The 15,958-nt window shown below is 73.7% G+C and carries 18 protein-coding genes; 13 read left to right on the forward strand and 5 right to left on the reverse strand.

The features are described from left to right. The first annotated feature begins 86 nt into the window (after positions 1-86). The 4 genes from R2740_RS04910 (at position 87) to R2740_RS04925 (ending at position 3,715) form a co-directional block, all read left to right on the forward strand. Positions 87-1,322, forward strand: coding sequence for a hypothetical protein (locus tag R2740_RS04910; protein WP_371301557.1), 1,236 nt, complete (start codon positions 87-89; stop codon positions 1,320-1,322). A 23-nt stretch (positions 1,323-1,345) separates the two neighbouring features. Continuing rightward, complete coding sequence (locus R2740_RS04915; RefSeq protein ID WP_371301558.1) at positions 1,346-1,789, forward strand: oxidoreductase; 444 nt, start codon at positions 1,346-1,348, stop codon at positions 1,787-1,789. Between the two features lie 5 nt (positions 1,790-1,794). Continuing rightward, the gene (gene lhgO / locus R2740_RS04920; protein ID WP_371301559.1) at positions 1,795-3,003 is read left to right on the forward strand and encodes an L-2-hydroxyglutarate oxidase; all 1,209 of its coding nucleotides are present in this window, start codon (positions 1,795-1,797) and stop codon (positions 3,001-3,003) included. Positions 3,004-3,085: 82 nt separating this feature from the next. Further along, entirely contained in the window at positions 3,086-3,715 is a 630-nt protein-coding gene (locus tag R2740_RS04925) for a peroxiredoxin (RefSeq protein ID WP_371301560.1), read from the forward strand. A 70-nt stretch (positions 3,716-3,785) separates the two neighbouring features. On the opposite strand, the gene R2740_RS04930 is transcribed toward R2740_RS04925, so the two are convergent. The 3 genes from R2740_RS04930 to R2740_RS04940 form a co-directional block, all read right to left on the reverse strand. Next, on the reverse strand, positions 3,786-5,558 hold the full coding sequence (locus R2740_RS04930; RefSeq protein WP_371301561.1) for a bifunctional UDP-sugar hydrolase/5'-nucleotidase: 1,773 nt from the start codon (positions 5,556-5,558) through the stop codon (positions 3,786-3,788). A gap of 108 nt (positions 5,559-5,666) precedes the next feature. Further along, complete coding sequence (locus tag R2740_RS04935; RefSeq protein ID WP_371301562.1) at positions 5,667-6,764, reverse strand: sensor histidine kinase; 1,098 nt, start codon at positions 6,762-6,764, stop codon at positions 5,667-5,669. Then, complete coding sequence (locus R2740_RS04940; RefSeq protein ID WP_371301563.1) at positions 6,761-7,480, reverse strand: response regulator; 720 nt, start codon at positions 7,478-7,480, stop codon at positions 6,761-6,763. The genes R2740_RS04935 and R2740_RS04940 overlap by 4 nt, the downstream gene beginning before the upstream one ends. A gap of 187 nt (positions 7,481-7,667) precedes the next feature. On the opposite strand from R2740_RS04940, the gene R2740_RS04945 reads away from it, so the two are divergent. From R2740_RS04945 to R2740_RS04955, 3 genes are all read left to right on the forward strand, one after another. After that, the gene (locus tag R2740_RS04945; RefSeq protein ID WP_371301564.1) at positions 7,668-8,441 is read left to right on the forward strand and encodes a DUF2202 domain-containing protein; all 774 of its coding nucleotides are present in this window, start codon (positions 7,668-7,670) and stop codon (positions 8,439-8,441) included. A 25-nt stretch (positions 8,442-8,466) separates the two neighbouring features. Continuing rightward, on the forward strand, positions 8,467-8,988 hold the full coding sequence (locus R2740_RS04950) for a hypothetical protein (protein ID WP_371301565.1): 522 nt from the start codon (positions 8,467-8,469) through the stop codon (positions 8,986-8,988). Positions 8,989-9,118: 130 nt separating this feature from the next. Then, the gene (locus R2740_RS04955) at positions 9,119-9,703 is read left to right on the forward strand and encodes a hypothetical protein (RefSeq protein ID WP_371301566.1); all 585 of its coding nucleotides are present in this window, start codon (positions 9,119-9,121) and stop codon (positions 9,701-9,703) included. 207 nt (positions 9,704-9,910) lie between these two features. On the opposite strand, the gene R2740_RS04960 is transcribed toward R2740_RS04955, so the two are convergent. Next, on the reverse strand, positions 9,911-10,243 hold the full coding sequence (locus tag R2740_RS04960; protein ID WP_371301567.1) for a multidrug efflux SMR transporter: 333 nt from the start codon (positions 10,241-10,243) through the stop codon (positions 9,911-9,913). Between the two features lie 74 nt (positions 10,244-10,317). On the opposite strand from R2740_RS04960, the gene R2740_RS04965 reads away from it, so the two are divergent. Genes R2740_RS04965 through R2740_RS04975 form a run of 3 tightly spaced genes read left to right on the forward strand, consistent with a single transcriptional unit; the run spans position 10,318 to position 12,700 of the window. Next, positions 10,318-10,881, forward strand: a complete 564-nt coding sequence (locus R2740_RS04965; RefSeq protein ID WP_371301568.1) for a TetR/AcrR family transcriptional regulator — start codon at positions 10,318-10,320, stop codon at positions 10,879-10,881. A 28-nt stretch (positions 10,882-10,909) separates the two neighbouring features. Next, a complete protein-coding gene (locus R2740_RS04970) occupies positions 10,910-11,872 on the forward strand; it encodes a Gfo/Idh/MocA family protein (protein ID WP_371301569.1) in 963 nt (320 codons plus the stop codon). Between the two features lie 24 nt (positions 11,873-11,896). Next, positions 11,897-12,700: a thioesterase family protein gene (locus R2740_RS04975; RefSeq protein ID WP_371301570.1), complete on the forward strand. Its 804-nt coding sequence runs from the start codon at positions 11,897-11,899 to the stop codon at positions 12,698-12,700. Between the two features lie 15 nt (positions 12,701-12,715). Here the strand turns inward: R2740_RS04975 and R2740_RS04980 are convergent, their stop codons facing one another. Next, on the reverse strand, positions 12,716-13,828 hold the full coding sequence (locus R2740_RS04980) for a hypothetical protein (RefSeq protein WP_371301572.1): 1,113 nt from the start codon (positions 13,826-13,828) through the stop codon (positions 12,716-12,718). A gap of 43 nt (positions 13,829-13,871) precedes the next feature. On the opposite strand from R2740_RS04980, the gene R2740_RS04985 reads away from it, so the two are divergent. The 3 genes from R2740_RS04985 to R2740_RS04995 are packed head-to-tail and all read left to right on the forward strand — an operon-like array spanning position 13,872 to position 15,928. After that, complete coding sequence (locus R2740_RS04985) at positions 13,872-14,594, forward strand: (deoxy)nucleoside triphosphate pyrophosphohydrolase (RefSeq protein ID WP_371301573.1); 723 nt, start codon at positions 13,872-13,874, stop codon at positions 14,592-14,594. Positions 14,595-14,639: 45 nt separating this feature from the next. Further along, a complete protein-coding gene (gene mshB, locus R2740_RS04990) occupies positions 14,640-15,551 on the forward strand; it encodes an N-acetyl-1-D-myo-inositol-2-amino-2-deoxy-alpha-D-glucopyranoside deacetylase (protein ID WP_371301574.1) in 912 nt (303 codons plus the stop codon). A gap of 5 nt (positions 15,552-15,556) precedes the next feature. Continuing rightward, positions 15,557-15,928, forward strand: a complete 372-nt coding sequence (locus R2740_RS04995) for a hypothetical protein (RefSeq protein WP_371301575.1) — start codon at positions 15,557-15,559, stop codon at positions 15,926-15,928. Positions 15,929-15,958: the final 30 nt, after the last annotated feature.

Below are 15,958 nucleotides of genomic sequence, written 5' to 3' on the forward strand. Positions count from 1 at the left end.
TCGTCTCCGAGCCTGCTCGTGATCCGCGACAGACTAGTACCCTTCGGCAGGCTATGTACGCGCGTCCGGGAAACCAGTCCCTCCCCATGCTGCTCGTGATCGGCGGTGCCGGAGACCTGGCGACGAGACACCTGATCCCGGGCCTGCTGCGTCTCGAAAGCGCCCGCGATCGCCGGCTCGTGGGCTCGGTGCTGCTGGTGGACCGCCATGCGACGAGCCGCGCGGGGCTCCGTGGCCGGATGGCCGACGCCCTCGCCACCCACGCCCCGGGCGCGCCCGCGAGGCGCCGTGACGACCTGGTGGCCCGGCTCGAGGCGGTCGCGGCGGACCTCGGGTCGGTCGGCCCGGTGCTCCCGGAGGACTGGGCCGGCGAGGTCCCACCGCTGCTCTACCTCGCGGTGCCCGGGACGGTGCTGGAGACCGCGGCGGCCTGGCTGGCCGCCCAGCCGCTCCCGCGCGGGCTCCGGGTGGCCGTGGAGAAGCCCTTCGGTGCCGACCGCGCCTCGGCCGCCTCCCTCGCCACCGCCCTCGAGGCGCTCGCGCCGGAGGCCACCGTGCACCGGGTCGACCACGTGCTGCACCACGGGCTGGCCGACCAGCTGCTCGCCTGGCGACGCCGCCGGGCGCCGGAGGGGCAGGCCGTCGAGCGGGTGGAGCTCACCTGGACCGAGACCGCGCCGGTCCCGGCCGAGCGGGCGGCCGGCTACGACCGCGCCGGCGCGGTGCGCGACATGGTGCAGAGCCACCTGCTGCAGCTGCTCGCCCTCGTCGTCGCGGACCTGCCCGCCGACCCCACGGGGCTCGGCGAGCTGGCGGCGGCCAAGGCCGAGGCACTCTCCACGGTGCGCCTCCCGCCGCGGTCCGACCTGGCCCGGCTGTCCACCCGCGGCCGCTACCTCGCCGGTCCCGGCGTGCCGGCGTACGCCGACCTACCGGGCGTGGACCCGGCGCGTGACACGGAGACCTACGCCCGGGTCGTGCTCACCGTCGACGACCCGCGGTGGGTGGGGGTGCCGTTCGAGCTCACGACCGGCAAGGCGCTCGACCGTGCCGACAAGGGCGTGGTCCTGCATCTGCGGGGCGGCAGGCCGCAGCACTTCCGCTTCGACGAGTCGGCGGCGCAGCACGACGGGTGGCTGCCGCCGTCGGCCCGGGTCCTCGCCGCGCTGCTGGAGGGCGACGTCTCCCGCTCGGTCGGCTCCCGCGAGGCCGATGAGGGCTGGCGAGTCGCCGAGGAGCTGAGGCGCGGGTGGTCGGCCGCCGGCGTGCCGCTGGTCGGCTACCCCGCCGGGTCGGCGGGCCCGCGCCCCTTGCATGCGTAGGGGCCTCGTGAGACGGTGCCGCGATGGAGCCGTCGATCTACGAGGCGGCCGGGGGTGCCGAGACGTTCCACGCGCTGGCCCATGCCTGGCACGAGCGGGTGATGGCCGACCCGGTGGTCAACCACGCCTTCTCGCACGGCTTCCATCCGCGGCACGGCGAGCGGCTGGCGGCCTACTGGATCGAGGCGCTCGGCGGACCGATGGAGTACTCCCGCCAGTACGGCGACGAGTCGTTCGTGCTCCGCCTCCATGCGGGCAACGGCGAGCACGCGGAGATGGACCGCCGGGCCGTCGACTGCTTCGAGGCGGCGCTCGGCGATGCCCAGGTCCCCGACGACGTGCGGGCGACGCTGCTGGCCTACTTCACCTGGGCGACGGCCGCCAAGTCCGCCTACCCGGAGTCCCCGGAGGACGTGCCCGCCGGCCTGCGGGTTCCACGCTGGGCGTGGGACGGGCCGGTCGGCTGAGGGCGATGGGGACGTCGTACGACCTCGCCGTGGTCGGTGGGGGGATCGTCGGGCTGGCCGTCGCCGACGCGATGCTGGCCGCCCGTCCCGGCGCCCGCGTCCTGGTCGTGGAGAAGGAGCCGCGACTGGCCGAGCACGCCTCGGGTCGCAACAGCGGTGTGCTGCACGCGGGCTTCTACTACCACCCGGAGTCGGCCAAGGCCCGGCTGACCCGGCGCGGCAACCAGCTGCTCCACGCCTTCTGCGCGGAGGAGGGCGTGCCGCTGCGCGAGACCGGGAAGGTGGTCGTCACGACCGGGCCCGAGCAGCTGCCGGCCCTCCAGGAGCTCCATCGCCGAGGGTTGGAGAACGGCGTCCCGCTCGAGCTGGTCGACCCGGGCCGGCTGGCCCGGCTGGAGCCGCTGGCGCGCACCCATGAGCAGGCCCTCTGGTCGCCGACGACCGCGTCGGCGGACCCGGTGGCCGTGGTCGAGGCGCTCGGCCGGCGGGTCCGCGAGCTGGGCGGAGAGGTCCGCCTCGGCACCCGGGTGACCGGAGCCGGGCCGGGCTGGCTCGAGACCGCCGAGGGGCGCGTCGAGGTCGGACACCTGGTCAACGCCGCCGGCCTGTACGCCGACCGGGTGGCGCGCTGGTTCGGCGTGGGGGAGGAGTACCGCCTGCTGCCGTTCAAGGGCCTCTACTGGTATGCCGCGCCCGGCTCCCTCCCGCTGCGGCGGCACGTCTATCCCGTGCCCGACCCCCGATTCCCGTTCCTCGGGGTGCACCTGACGGTGACCGCGGCGGGCCGGGTCAAGGCCGGCCCCACCGCGATCCCGGCCCCTGCCCGGGAGGCCTACGCCGGCCGCGAGGGGTGGGTCGGCAGCGAGGTGGGAGAGGTGGCGCGCACGCTCCCGCGGTTCCTGGCGGGGCAGCGGCGCGCGGGGCCGCGGCTGCTGGCCGAGGAGCTGCCCAAGCTGTCACGTCGCCGACTGCTGGCCCAGGCCCGTCGCCTGGTTCCGGCCGCCCATGAGGGGCTCTTCCACGAGCGCGGTCGGCCGGGCATCCGGGCCCAGCTGCTCGACCTGCGCGACAACCGCCTCGAGATGGACTTCGTGGTGCGACCAGGGCCCGCGTCGACGCACGTGCTCAATGCGGTGTCGCCGGGGTGGACGACGGCGCTGGCGATGGCCGAGGAGCTGCTGCCCGGCATCCTGGCAGGGGACCCCAGCCACTGAGTACTATACCCCCGGGGGTATAGTGGACCTCACCTGGCGGACTCCTCCGCCCTCCCGCAGACCCACCCCGAGAGAGGTATCCATGTCATTCCACCTGGGCGACCTCGCCCCCGACTTCAAGACCGACACCAGCGAGGGACCGATCTCCTTCCACGAGTGGGCCGGCGACTCCTGGGTCGTCTTCTTCTCCCACCCCGCCGACTTCACGCCGGTGTGCACCACCGAGCTGGGCCGCGTCGCACAGCTGCGCGACGAGTGGGACAAGCGCGGCGTGAAGACCATCGCGCTGTCCGTCGACTCCGTCGAGGACCACGCGAAGTGGAAGCCGGAGATCGAGTCCTACAACGACACGACGGTGGACTACCCGATCATCGCCGACCCCGACAAGACGGTCGCCGAGCTCTACGACATGATCCACCCCGGCGACGGCGACACCTCCTCGGTGCGCTCGGTGTTCGTGATCGACCCGGAGAAGAAGATCCGGCTGATGATGACCTACCCCAAGTCGACCGGTCGCAACTTCTTCGAGATCCTGCGCGTCGTCGACGCGCTGCAGGAGGGCGACCGCGGCGCCTGCTCGACCCCGGTCGACTGGCAGCCCGGCGACAAGGTCGTGGTTCCGCCCACGATGTCGACCGAGGACGCTCGTGAGTCCTTCGACGAGGTCGAGGAGTTCTTCCCCTACCTCCGCACCGCGCGGATCAAGGCGTAGCCGCCGGACGCCGAACGGGCCGGCGCGCCGCCACGAAGGGCGACGCGCCGACCCGTCGGTCAGCTGCTGCTCAGCCGTTGGGGAACAGCTCGTTGACCCGGTCGATCCCCGGGTCCGAGACCGGCCCGAAGGTGCCGAGGTAGTCCCCGAAGGCATCCAGGTCGACGCCGCCGCCGACCCGCAGGGACGGGTCGACCTCGGTGAAGGTGGTGAAGTTGTCGCCACCGTCGACCAGGAAGTTGTTGACGGTCACCTGGTAGGTCGTCGTCGCGTCGATCGGGACACCGTTGAGCGCCAGGTCGGTCACCGACACGCTGGTGCAGACGTTGGAGGCGTCCACGGTGCGGTCCAGCGTGTAGGTCAGTCCGTCGGAGACCCCGAGGAACAGGAACGCCCGGCTCCCACCAGCGGGCTGGCACTGCTCCTCCAGCACCCGCTTGATCTGGTCGCCCGTCATCGGGATCGTCGAGAGCAGGTTGCCGAACGGCTGCACGTCGAACGTCTCGGCGTACGTCACGTCACCGCCGGAGCCCGCCGGGCTGTCGTAGGTCAGGTCGGCCCGCACCCCGCCCGGGTTCATCAGCGCGATCTGGGCGCCGTTGTCCTGGGTCGCCCACAGCTGCGCGTCGGCGATCAGGTTGCCCAGCCCGGACTCCAGCTGGCGGTCGCCGCGGCGGGCGATCGTCTCGCTGATCGTGCCGACCACGCGGCTGCCGACCGGTCCGGCGATGGCGTTCCACTTGGCGATGATCGCCGTCTCCGTCGGGTCGGGCACCACGTCCTGGGTGACGACGTGGTTGGTGACCGTGGTCCGCTTGCGCAGCACCTCGCCGGTCTTGCGGTTCATCACGAGGTTCATCTCGCTGATGATCCGGCCGAACGAGAAGGCGCTGGTCACCGCGCGCGGGCGACCGCGCGGGTCGGGGATGGAGCAGTTGTAGGGCTGGTGCGTGTGACCGGTGATCACCGCGTCGATCTCCGGGTGGAGGTTCTCGGCGATCTGCACGATCGGGCCCGAGATGCCCACACAGTCGTCATAGCTCCCGGTCTGGTAGCCACCCTCGTGCAGCAGCACGATGATCGTCTGGACGCCCTGCTTGCGGAGCTTGGGGACCAGCTTGTTGGCGGTCTTGACCTCGTCGAGGAAGTCCCAGCCCTTGATGCCGGCCTGGGCGACGAGCGCGTCGGTGCCCTCGAGCGTCATGCCGATGAAGCCGACCTTGACGCCCTGCACCCGCTTGATCCAGTACGGCGGCAGCGGCGTCTTGCCGCGGGCGTTCTGCACGTTGGCGGCCAGCCACTGGAAGTCGGCGCCGGCGTAGGGCTCGTCGGGGAAGTAGCAGCCGTCGTCGGGGTGGCAGCCGCCGTTCTGCATCCGGAGCAGCTCGGTGACGCCCTCGTCGAACTCGTGGTTGCCGACGCTCGAGACGTCGAGGCCGAGCGCGTTGAGCGACTCGACGGACGGCTCGTCGTGGAACAGGCCGGACAGGAACGGCGAGCCGCCGATCAGGTCGCCGGCGGCGACGGTGAGGCTGTTCTTGTGGCCCTGGCGCAGCTGGCTCAGGTGGGTGGAGAGGTATTCAGCCCCACCAGCCTGGGTGCCCTCGACGGTGCCGGGCGTGGTCGACTCCAGGTGGCCGTGGTAGTCGTTGAACGAGAGCAGCTGCAGCTTGACGTAACGGCCCTGCTTGCTGTGGCTGCGATGGCTGTCGTCGTCCTTGGCCTCGGCGGGCGAGCCGGTGGTGGCGGCCAGCATGCCGACGGCCAGCAGTGACGCCGCGCCACCGGTGAGCAGCCGCACCGCGCGGGACCGTCCGGCGCGGGTCGCGGATGAGAGGTTCATGCACACTCCTCGGGTCGGGAATCCGGCCACCCTGCCATGGTGGTCTGGACCTGTGCCAGGGGGGTCGGGTGAAGTTTTTCCCGAGTCCACCCCCACGGAGGGGAAGATTCACCTCAGCGGCACGCGGAGCGTGAACGACGCGCCCAGCCCGGGACCGTCCGAGACGGCCGTCAGGGTGCCACCGTGGGCGCGGGCCAGGTCGCGGGCGATGGTCAGCCCGATCCCGGAGCCCTGGTCGCGCCGCGACGCCTGGCTCCCGGCGCGGAAGAACCGTTCGAAGACACGCTCCACGTCGGGCGCGGCCAGCCCCACCCCGGTGTCGGCGACGACGACCTCGCCGGCGGAGCCGTGGCGGCCGCACGAGACCGTGACCCGGCCGCCGGCGGGGGTGGCGTGCAGGGCGTTGCCGACCAGGTTGGTCACCACCTGGGCGATCCGGTCGGGGTCCAGTCGGGCCCGCAGGGCCTCGGGTCCGGTGTCGACGAGCAGGGTCACGCCGGCGTCCTCGGCCTGCGGTCGCAGCCGCTCCGCCGCGGCGGCCGCCACCGCCGCGAGGTCCGCGTCGACCCGCTGCAGCTCCAGGCGCCCCTCGTCGGCGCGCGACAGCGCCGACAGGTCGTCGGCGAGCCGGCGCATCCGGCGTACCTCCTCCCCGACCTTCGCGAGGTCGTCGGGGCCGGTGCTGAGGACGCCGTCGATCATCCCCTCGACATATCCCTCGACCACGGTCAGCGGGGTGCGCAGCTCGTGTGCGACCTCGCCCAGCAGCCGGACCCGGCGGGTCTCGGTCTCCGCCAGGGTCGCGCCCAGGGCGTTCACGTCGGCGGCCAGGTCGGCCAGCTCCCGCTCCTGGGGCAGCGGGACCCGGGTGTCGTAGTGACCGGCCGCCAGGTCGGCCGCGGCGGCGCGGAGGTCCTGCAGCGGCGCCAGCAGCCGGTACGCCGCCCAGGCACCGGCCGCGGCGGCGACCACGATGCCGACGATCGTGCCGACCACCAGGGCGCTGTCGACGGAGCGGGCGAACTCCGAGCGCAGGGTGCCGCTGGTCATGCCTCCCATGCCGCGGCCCATGCCCTGCAGGGTTCGGTCGAAGAGGGTGGGGGCCAGCATCCGCACCACCAGTGCCGTCGCCAGTCCGCCGAGCACCGCCACCAGCAGGTGGGAGACGACCAGGCGGGTGGAGAGCCTGCCCCACAGCCCCCTCATGGCCGGCCCCGCCCGGGGAGGAACTTGTAGCCGACGCCGCGAACGGTGCCGATGATCCACGGGTCGGTCGCGTCGTCGCCGAGGGCCTTCCGCATCGCGCGGATGTGGACGTCGACGACGCGTTCGTCACCGAAGAAGTCATAGCCCCAGACGTGCTCGAGGAGCTGGGCCCGAGAGAACACCCGCCCGGGAGACGACGCGAGTGCGGCGAGCAGGTCGAAGTCGAGCGTGGTGAGCGAGACCGGCCGGCCGTCGACGGTGATCTCGCGGCGTGCCTGGTCGATGGTGATCCGCTCGAACGTCAGGGCCTCCGACTCGCCCACCGGCGCGGCCGAGGCGCCGAGGCGCCGGAGCGCGGCCTGGACCCGGGCCACGACCTCGCGGGGGCTGAACGGCTTGGTGACGTAGTCGTCGGCGCCGACGCCCAGGCCGACGATCTTGTCGACCTCCTCGGCCCGGGCGGTCACCAGCACGACGTAGACCCCGGAGACGCCCGGGTCGCCGTCGCTGCGCAACCGGCGCAGCACCTCGAGCCCGTCGATGTCGGGAAGCCCGAGGTCGAGCAGCAGCAGGTCGACCGTCTCCGCGGTGGCCCGGTCCAGGGCGTCCGCGCCGGTCGCTGCCTCCAGCACCCGCAGACCCGCATCGGTGAGGTAGGCGCGCAGCACGTCGCGGATGCCAGGCTCGTCGTCGACCACGAGCACCGTGTGGCCCATGCCGCGCTCCCTCCCACTGTCGGTGACGCCCGTGACCCCCACCGTAGGGCCGTCGGGACCCGCCGCCGCCTCCCCGGGGCTCGTCTTCACACCATCTTCATCGTTGCCGAGCCCGGGCCTTCATCGCGGTCGCGTTCAGTAGGGGCATCGAGAGACGCAGACGCAGCGACCGCAGGAGGAGAGCACGATGAGCACGACGCGAGAGACCGAGACCAGCCGGCCGGGCCGGACCACCCGCGGGGGTCGCGCCGTGGCCGTGGCCGCCGGGTTGGCGGTCCTGGCGCTCGTCGGCGGCGGCGCCGCGGTGGCCGCCACCCGGACGGCCGAGCCGACCGGGTCGGCAGCCGGGAGCGCCACCACGGTCACGGCGGGCACGGACGAGGCCCTGACCACGCTGGCGTTCAACCGCGACGAGGAGCGGATGGCCCGCGACCTCTACACGCTGTTCGCCGACACCTACGGCACCGGGCCCTTCGAGCGGATCGCCGACTCCGAGCAGCAGCACTTCGACGCCGTCGGGTCGCTGTTGGACAGCTACGGCATCGACGACCCGGCCGTGGGCCTGGAGGCGGGCGAGTATGCCGACCCCGCGGTCCAGCAGCTCTACGACGACTGGAAGGCGCAGGGGCTGGAGTCGCTGGACGCGGCCCTGCAGGTCGGGGTCGAGCTCGAGGAGCGCGACATCGCCGACCTCGAGGACACCCTCGACCGGGTCGACCAGGCCGACGTCCAGGCCGTCCTCAGCCGCCTGCTGGCCGCCTCGCAGATGCACCTGCGGGCCTTCACGGCCTGGGTCGACGGCGACACCACCGGACTGGGTGGCAACGGCCGGGGCTCCGGCCAGGGGATGGGCCAGGGGATGGGCCAGGGGACGGGCCGGGGCATGGGCCAGGGCATGGGCCGGGGCTCGGCCGGCGGCGACGGGACCGGAGACTGCCCGATGAGCTCCAGCTCCGCATGATACCCCCTGGGGTATAGTGGCGACCGTGCACGAGGAGCAGCGCGGCGCCGGTCGACCCCGAGACGGCGAGAAGAGGGGAGCCAGCGTGCCCGCCGAGTCATCGGCGGGCACGCTGGCGTCCCTGTTCGAGAGCCCGACGCCGGAGCTGCGGGTGCGTCTCGAGGTCGGCCGACCGCCGTGGTGGGCGGCGTTCGGTCGGCTCCGGCTGCTGGTGGCGCTGGTCGCCGCGCCGGTGCTCTGGCATGAGTACGCCGGCCAGGTCGGCGGCTGGGAGGCCCTGTCGTGGGGCTGGCGGCTGGCCCTGCTCGCGGTCGTGGTGCCCGCCTCGCTGACCGTGGCGACGTACGTCCCCCAGCGCAGCGCCGGGGGCGTCGCCGGCGGCTCGCCCTGCGCCGCGATGGCGGGGTTGACGGTGATCTTCGCCGGCATCGCGCTCGGCGGTGCCCCCCTGCAGGTGGCCACCCTCGTGCTCGCTGCCGGGCTGGCCGGCTACGGCCTGCGGCAGCGACTGCGTGGCGCCGAGGCCTGCGCGCCCCGCCCCTGGTAGCACTTCCTCGCGCCTCCTGCGACCGGTGGGACGGGTCGGTACTAGTCCCATGGTCCGATACCGACGTGCACCAGCTTCTTGAGACAAAGGTGTGGACAGCCCCTCACTCCACCACTCGCAGGAGCACCCCATGAAGCACCTCGCCGCTCTCGGCTCGGCCACCGGCATCGCGATCGCCGCGGCCAGCATCTCCCTGACCTGGGCCTCGACCGGGGCGAAGCCGCTCCGCGAGGAGCCCGATGTGGTCGTCAGTCGGCTCGCCGGCGCCACCGCGTCGGCGGACCCGTCGCAGGCCCCCTCGGACGACCCCAGCGACCACGACGCCGGTGACGACCACGGGCGTCACGGCCACGACGACGCCACGGACCACCCCACCGCCTCGCCGTCCGACGACGGTCCCGGCCATGACGTGGGCGACGACCATGGCGGCCACGGTGACGACGACGGTCCCGGCCACGACGTGGGCGACGACCACGGCGGGCACGGTGACGACGACGGTCCCGGCCATGACGCCGGCGACGACCACGGCGACCACAGCGGCTCCGGTGGCGGCGACGACAGCGGTCACGGCGGCCACAGCGGCTCCGGCGGTGGCGACGACGACCACAGCGGCTCCGGCGGCGGCGACGACAGCGGTCACGGCGGCCACAGCGGCTCCGGCGGCGGCGACGACAGTGGCCATGGCGGTCACGGCGGACACGGGTCCGACGACTGACCTGCACCGTGCCCTTCGGGCAGCGCCCGGACGCCTGGAAGCACTGACGCCCTGAGGCCCGAAGGGTCTGCTCCCCGCCCCACAGCGGAGCAGATCCGGGCGCAACCCACCTGGCCGGGCGAGCCCCCACCGATGCCCGGCCGGGCGACATCGGCCCGCGACCGACGGTCGCGGGCCGATGTCTGCGTCTGGGTGAGGGTGGGGGACTCAGGCGTGGGCGGAGCCCACCAGGTTCAGGCCGATGACGCCGGCGACGATCAGGCCCAGGGAGAACGCCTTCACCCAGCCCATCGACTCGCCGAGGAACGCATAGCCGACCACGGCCACGACGGCGGTGCCGATGCCGGACCAGATCGCATAGGTCACCGAGACGGGAAGGGTGCGCACGATCAGGGTGAGCAGCCAGATCGAGACGGCGTAGCCGCCCACGACGACCGCGCTCCAGCCGGGGTGGGTGAAGCCCTCCGCCCGCGGCAGCAACGCCGTCGCTCCGACCTCGATGGCGATGGCCACCGCCAGCAGCACCGCTGCGCCGAACACGTCCGTCCTCGATTCCTTCGTCGATATGTAGCAACTGCTACACACACGAATGTAGCACATGCTACGTTCGGCGGGTGCATCCGGGACCCGACCGTCGTCAGGAGCTGCTGGACCTGGCGACCGACCGGGTGCTCGAGGACGGTCTGATCGGGCTCACCCTGCGCCCCCTGGCGGCCGCGATCGGCACCAGTGACCGGATGCTCGTCTATCACTTCGGCAGCCGGGACGCCCTGGTCTCCGAGATCGTGACGACCACCAACCACCGGGCGGTGGAGGCGGTCGGTCGGCTCGCGCCCGTCGCGGGTGTGCGGGCCGGCGTCAACGCGCTGTGGGCGGCGTACCAGACCCAGCCGCTGTCGGGCTGCCTGGATGTCTACTGCCAGGCCGCGAGCGAGGGGCTGATCGGCCGCGAGCCCTACCTCACCGACGCCCGGGCGGCCAACGAGCGCTGGTCCGGAGCGCTGCGCGACTATCTGGTCGGCTGCGGCACGCCCGCGTCCCGGGTCGGCCGGGTGGTGACGCTGGTCGACTCGGCGCTCTACGGCTTCCACCTCGACCTGACGACCGACCGGCCCGACGAGCTCGACCAGGGTGTCGACGACCTGGCCCGCGCCGCCGCGCTGCTCGCCGCGCCGTGAGTGCGGCCGGAGCCGATAGGTTCGTCCCATGCCCCGCAAGCTCCAGCTCGGCCTGATCGGCACCGGCCTCGCACCGCGCCACCTCTACCTGCCGGCGTTCCGGGCCCTCGGCCGCCGGATCGACCTGGTGGCCTGCACCAACCGCACCCGCGCCAAGGCGGAGGAGTACGCCGGCCTGGCCGGCATCCCGGTGGTCCACGACACCACCGAGGAGCTGCTCGCCGACCCGTCCGTGGAGGCGGTGATGATCTCGCTGCCGATCGACACCGCGCCGCGCTACGTGCTGGCCGCGCTCAAGGCGGGCAAGGCGGTGATGACCGAGAAGCCCAACGCCGCCAACACCGCGGCGGCGAAGCGGCTGCTCGCCTCCGCCGCGCGCTACGACGCGCCCTACCTCGTGGGCGAGAACTACGCGTTCATGTCGCACGCCCACCAGCTCGCCCGCTGGGTGGCGCAGGGCCGCCTCGGTGACCTGCGGACCGTCGAGGTCCGCGACTACACCGTGATGGACAAGGGTCAGCCGTGGTTCCACACCTCCTGGCGGCACGACCCCGCCCACGTCGGTGGCTTCGTGGTCGACGCCGGCGTCCACCTGGCCCACGTGCTGCGCGAGGTGGTGGGCGACCCGGTCGAGGTGCGCGGTCTGAGCGCGCTGCAGGAGCCCGACCTGGGCCCGGTCGACACCATCGCGGTGGCGCTGCGGTTCGAGTCGGGTGCTCTCGGCACCTGGTCCAGCTGCTTCTCCGCTCCGTTGGAGGGGCCCAAGATCCGGATCACCGGCACCAAGGGCGTCGCGTCCTGGACCCCGCAGAGCGCCGAGCTGGTCTCCGCCAGTGGCAGGGTCACCCGTGCGGAGCTGAAGGAGGACAGCTTCACGGGGCAGTTCCGACACTTCGCCGACGTCGTCGTCTCGGGCGCCGAGCCGCTGGTCACGCCCGCCGACACGCTCGGCGACCTGGCGCTCATGGAGCGGCTGGTCAAGGGCCGCTGACCCACTCCACCTAGGCTCGCCTCCGTGACCCCGGACTTCGACCGCGACACGGCCGTCACCCCGGTCGGCGACGCGACCTTCGGCATCGACCTCGACGACCGGTGGTCGGTCGGCGGTGGCCTCAACGGCGGCTTCCTGCTCGCCGTGGTCGCGGACGCCTGCCGGCAGGCCGTCCCCGGCAAGCCGCACGTCGTCACGGCCAGCGCCCACTACCTGGGCGCGGGCCGGCCCGGTCCGGCGGAGGTGCACGCCCGGGTGGTCCGCGACGGTCGCTCCCTGGCCACGGTCGCCGCCGAGCTGCACCAGCAGGGAGAGTCGCGGCTCACCGCGCTGGTCACCATGGGCGACCTCGGTGGCCTGCCCGACGACGTCGACCGCACGCCGCAGCCACCGGCCATGCCGCCCCCCGAGGAGTGCCCCGGCAGGGAGCAGATGCCGCCCGACCTGCGGGCCATCGCCCCGATGACCGAGCAGTTCGACCTGCGCGCCGACCCGAGCCACCTGGGGTGGGCGCTCGGCTCACCCTCGGGGCGCGGCGTGATGCAGGGCTGGTTCCGCCTCGAGGGTGGGCGCGAGCCCGACCCGCGCAGCCTGTTGCTGGTCCTCGACGCGCTGCCGCCGGCGACCTTCGACCTCGGCCTGATGGGCTGGGCGCCGACCATCGAGCTCACGGCCCATGTCCGGGCGCTGCCGGCCCCCGGGTGGCTGCGGGTGCGACACCAGGTCGGTCACGTGGCCGGTGGCATGTTCGAGGAGGACTGCGAGGTGTGGGACAGCCGCGGCCGCCTGGTCGCCCAGAGCCGGCAGCTCGCCCGGCTGCCCCGCTGACTCCCGACGACCGGCTCAGGCCCGGTCGAACCAGGAGCGGCGCAGCGCCAGCAGCCAGCGCCGGCCCGGGTGCTCGGTGAGCGTCCACAGCCGGTCGGTGCCTGGCCAGGCGGCGATGTCCTCGGGACCCATCGGCACCGCCCACCGGTGCGGGACCAGCCGCCCCGGCGTGCCGACGTACACGGTCCCGGGGGTGGTCGGTCCGCGGGACACGGTGACGTACCACCGGCCGTCGACCACCGCGGCACCCTGCATGCCGCGCACACCCTCGCCGAGCTCGACCGGGCGGGCCCGGCCGTCGGGCCCGGTCTCCAGCAGCGCGGTGTCGAGGTCGAGCGGGAAGCGGGCCAGCCGTGTCGTCTGGGCGCCGCGGCCGTACTCGCCGGCCACCAGCGCGGCCGGGCTGCGCCGGTCCAGCGACAGGAACGAGTAGCGCAGCCGGGTGGTGCCGTCGGCGGCATGCGCGCGATAGCGGAACCGCACGGGAAGCACGTAGCGGTAGCCGTACGACGCCACGGCGTCCTGGTCGACCCCGAGCCGGGTCAGCATGGTGGCCGCCCGGCGGTCGTCGGGGATGCGCAGCACGTCGTCGACCCGGCAGGTGATGAAGCCGCGCGCGGTGGCCGCGATGTGGAGGTAGGGGCCGCACCACGCGACGCCTCCCGCGTGCACCCGCAACGGCTGCAGCCCGAGCCGCCCGTCGCTCAGCTCGGGCACCACCAGCAGCACGTGCCGGTAGCGCATCGTGTCGAGGTCGAGGAAGGTGACCCGGGAGCCGGGACTCTGTCCGTCGACCTCCGGGGCGTACCACGTGACCGCGACGACCCGGCGACCCGCGACGGTGCCGGTGGCGCTGGCGTCGGCCGAGGTCGAGATCCCCTGGGGCCACCAGGCCCTGGTCCAACGGTCGGGGCGGTCCCAGGTGAAGGCCTCGGCCACCGCACGGCCGAGGGGGCCGTGGGAGCGGCGGGCGCGACGGTTGAGGTCGCCGAGGAGCGGCGCGAGTCCGACCGGGCCGCCGAGCAGGCCGGCCAGGTCGTCGATCTCGGCGACGTTCTCGTCGGTGCGGTCCAGGTGCACCCCGGCCCCGGGCGCGGCCGCTGGCTCGGACGGCTGCGCGGTGACCACCCGGCAACGGTAGCCCGCGACCGGCAGGGACTACGGTCGGGCCATGGACGGCGGCGACCACCTCACGCGGCCCGCGCCCGGGCCGGGTCGGAGCGGCGTGGCTCGGGTGGTGGGTGCGGCGATCGTGGCCGGCGGCCGGGTGCTGGCGGCCCGGCGTACCTCCCCTCCGGCGGCAGCCGGCCGCTGGGAGCTGCCCGGCGGCAAGGTCGAACCGGGCGAGGGCGCCGAGGCGGCGCTGGTGCGCGAGGTCGCGGAGGAGCTGCGCTGCACGGTCTCCGTCGTGGCCTGGCTGGCGCCGGTGGCTCGGATCGACGACCGGCACGAGCTCGTCGTCGCGCTGGCCCGGCTGGTCGGCGGTGACCCCGACCCGGTCGAGCACGACGCGGTGCGCTGGCTGGCCGTCGACGAGCTCGACGCGGTCGACTGGCTGGACCCTGACCGACCGTTCCTGCCGGAGATCGCCGGGTGGCTGGCTCGGCACCCCGCGGGCGCTCGCGGCGTCTTCTTCGACGAGGGCGACGCCCGCGTCGCCGCCGCGGCACTGACCGCCGACGGCTACCACGCCGAGGTGGTCCGGGAGCGGCTGGCCGGTGAGGACGACGACGAGGACCACCCCTGGGCGGTGCTCTCCGATGCCCCGCCACTGGTGCTCGAGCTGGTGGTCGAGCGGTTCGAGGACGCCTGGCTCGATGTCGAGGAGCCGCCTCCGGTGCGGCCCCCGACGCCCCTCGACCTGCCTCGGGCGCCACGCGGCCCGAGGCCCTGAGCCCCGTCACCCGAGGCGGTGGGTGCCGCTCTCTAGGATCGCCGCATGACGTCCCCCGAGCAGCGCCTGCTGCTGGTCCACGCCCATCCCGACGACGAGTCGATCGGCCAGGGCGCCACGATGGCCAAGTACGTCGCCGAGGGCCGCGGCGTCACCCTGGTGACCTGCACCGCCGGTGAGATGGGGGAGGTGCTGGTGCCCGAGCTCGAGCACCTCGCGTTCGAGAAGGACGGCGGGCTCGGCGAGCACCGTCGCGGCGAGCTGGCGGCGGCGATGGAGGCGCTGGGGGTCACCGACCACCGGTTCCTCGGGGGCTTCGGGCACTACCACGACTCCGGCATGGCCTGGCACGACGACGGCCATGCCGTCGCCGCCGAGGTGGTGCCCGACAACGCCTTCTGGAACGCCGACCTGACCGAGGCCGCCACCGAGCTGGTGGCGGTGATCCGCGAGGTGCGACCCCAGGTGCTGGTGACCTACGACGAGTTCGGCGGCTATGGCCACCCCGACCACATCCAGGCCCACCGGGTGGCGATGTACGCCGCGCAGCTCGCCGCCGTGCCGTCGTACCGTCGCGACCTCGGGGAGTCCTGGGAGATCGCCAAGATCTACTGGGGCGCGATGTCGGAGGGCCGGATGAGGTCCGGGTTGCGGAGGCTGCGCGACGCGGGCGACTCGACGACGTTCGAGGGGATGGACCCCGACGGCCCGCTGCCGCGATTCGTGGTGGCCGATGCCGACCTGACCGCGGTGGTCGATGCGACCGACTACGTCGACCGCAAGATGGCGGCGTTCGCCGCCCACGCCACCCAGATCACGCTCGACGGCCCGTTCTTCGCGCTCTCCAACAACCTCGGCGACACCGTCTGGGGCCAGGAGTTCTTCCGGCTCGTCAAGGGACGCCCCGGCCCGACCGGCGAGGACGGTCTGGAGACCGACCTCTTCGCCGGTCTCTGACGTCGGTGCGGCCGGCCCGCGCCGTGCTGCGCCGGCTCGCAGGAGCGGTGCTGGGTGGGCTGCTGGGCGCGGTCACCGGAGTGCTGGTGGTCGCGACGCACGGCCGCTGGTGGTCGCTGGTGCTCGGGGCCGCCGCCGCGGTCGCCGTCACCTGGGCGCTGCCACGCGGCGCCGCCCGGATCGGTTTCGGACTCGGCCTCGCCGCGGTGGTGGTCTGGCTCTCGCTGGTCCGTCCGGAGGGCGACCTGGCCATCGCGGGTGACGCGCGGGGCTATGCCGTCCAGGCGCTGGTCGGCGTCGTGATGGTCCTGGCCGTGCTCACGGCTGCGCCACCCCGGCGCTCCGGCCTCACCGATCGCCCGCCCGGCGCTCCCTAGGATGGCCCGGTGACCTCCGAGCCCGACCTG

Source organism: Nocardioides sp. (genome assembly GCF_041393715.1).
Lineage (GTDB): Bacteria > Actinomycetota > Actinomycetes > Propionibacteriales > Nocardioidaceae > Nocardioides.

Excerpts from the sequence above, each read along its gene's own strand:
- R2740_RS04925 (WP_371301560.1), top strand. The coding sequence starts at position 3,086 with ATGTCATTCCACCTGGGCGACCTCGCCCCCGACTTCAAGACCGACACC.
- R2740_RS04985 (WP_371301573.1), top strand. The coding sequence starts at position 13,872 with ATGGACGGCGGCGACCACCTCACGCGGCCCGCGCCCGGGCCGGGTCGG.
- R2740_RS04910 (WP_371301557.1), top strand. The coding sequence starts at position 87 with ATGCTGCTCGTGATCGGCGGTGCCGGAGACCTGGCGACGAGACACCTG.
- lhgO (WP_371301559.1), top strand. The coding sequence starts at position 1,795 with ATGGGGACGTCGTACGACCTCGCCGTGGTCGGTGGGGGGATCGTCGGG.
- R2740_RS04970 (WP_371301569.1), top strand. The coding sequence starts at position 10,910 with ATGCCCCGCAAGCTCCAGCTCGGCCTGATCGGCACCGGCCTCGCACCG.
- R2740_RS04955 (WP_371301566.1), top strand. The coding sequence starts at position 9,119 with ATGAAGCACCTCGCCGCTCTCGGCTCGGCCACCGGCATCGCGATCGCC.
- R2740_RS04945 (WP_371301564.1), top strand. The coding sequence starts at position 7,668 with ATGAGCACGACGCGAGAGACCGAGACCAGCCGGCCGGGCCGGACCACC.
- mshB (WP_371301574.1), top strand. The coding sequence starts at position 14,640 with ATGACGTCCCCCGAGCAGCGCCTGCTGCTGGTCCACGCCCATCCCGAC.
- R2740_RS04935 (WP_371301562.1), bottom strand. The coding sequence starts at position 6,764 with ATGAGGGGGCTGTGGGGCAGGCTCTCCACCCGCCTGGTCGTCTCCCAC.
- R2740_RS04940 (WP_371301563.1), bottom strand. The coding sequence starts at position 7,480 with ATGGGCCACACGGTGCTCGTGGTCGACGACGAGCCTGGCATCCGCGAC.
- R2740_RS04915 (WP_371301558.1), top strand. The coding sequence starts at position 1,346 with ATGGAGCCGTCGATCTACGAGGCGGCCGGGGGTGCCGAGACGTTCCAC.
- R2740_RS04930 (WP_371301561.1), bottom strand. The coding sequence starts at position 5,558 with ATGAACCTCTCATCCGCGACCCGCGCCGGACGGTCCCGCGCGGTGCGG.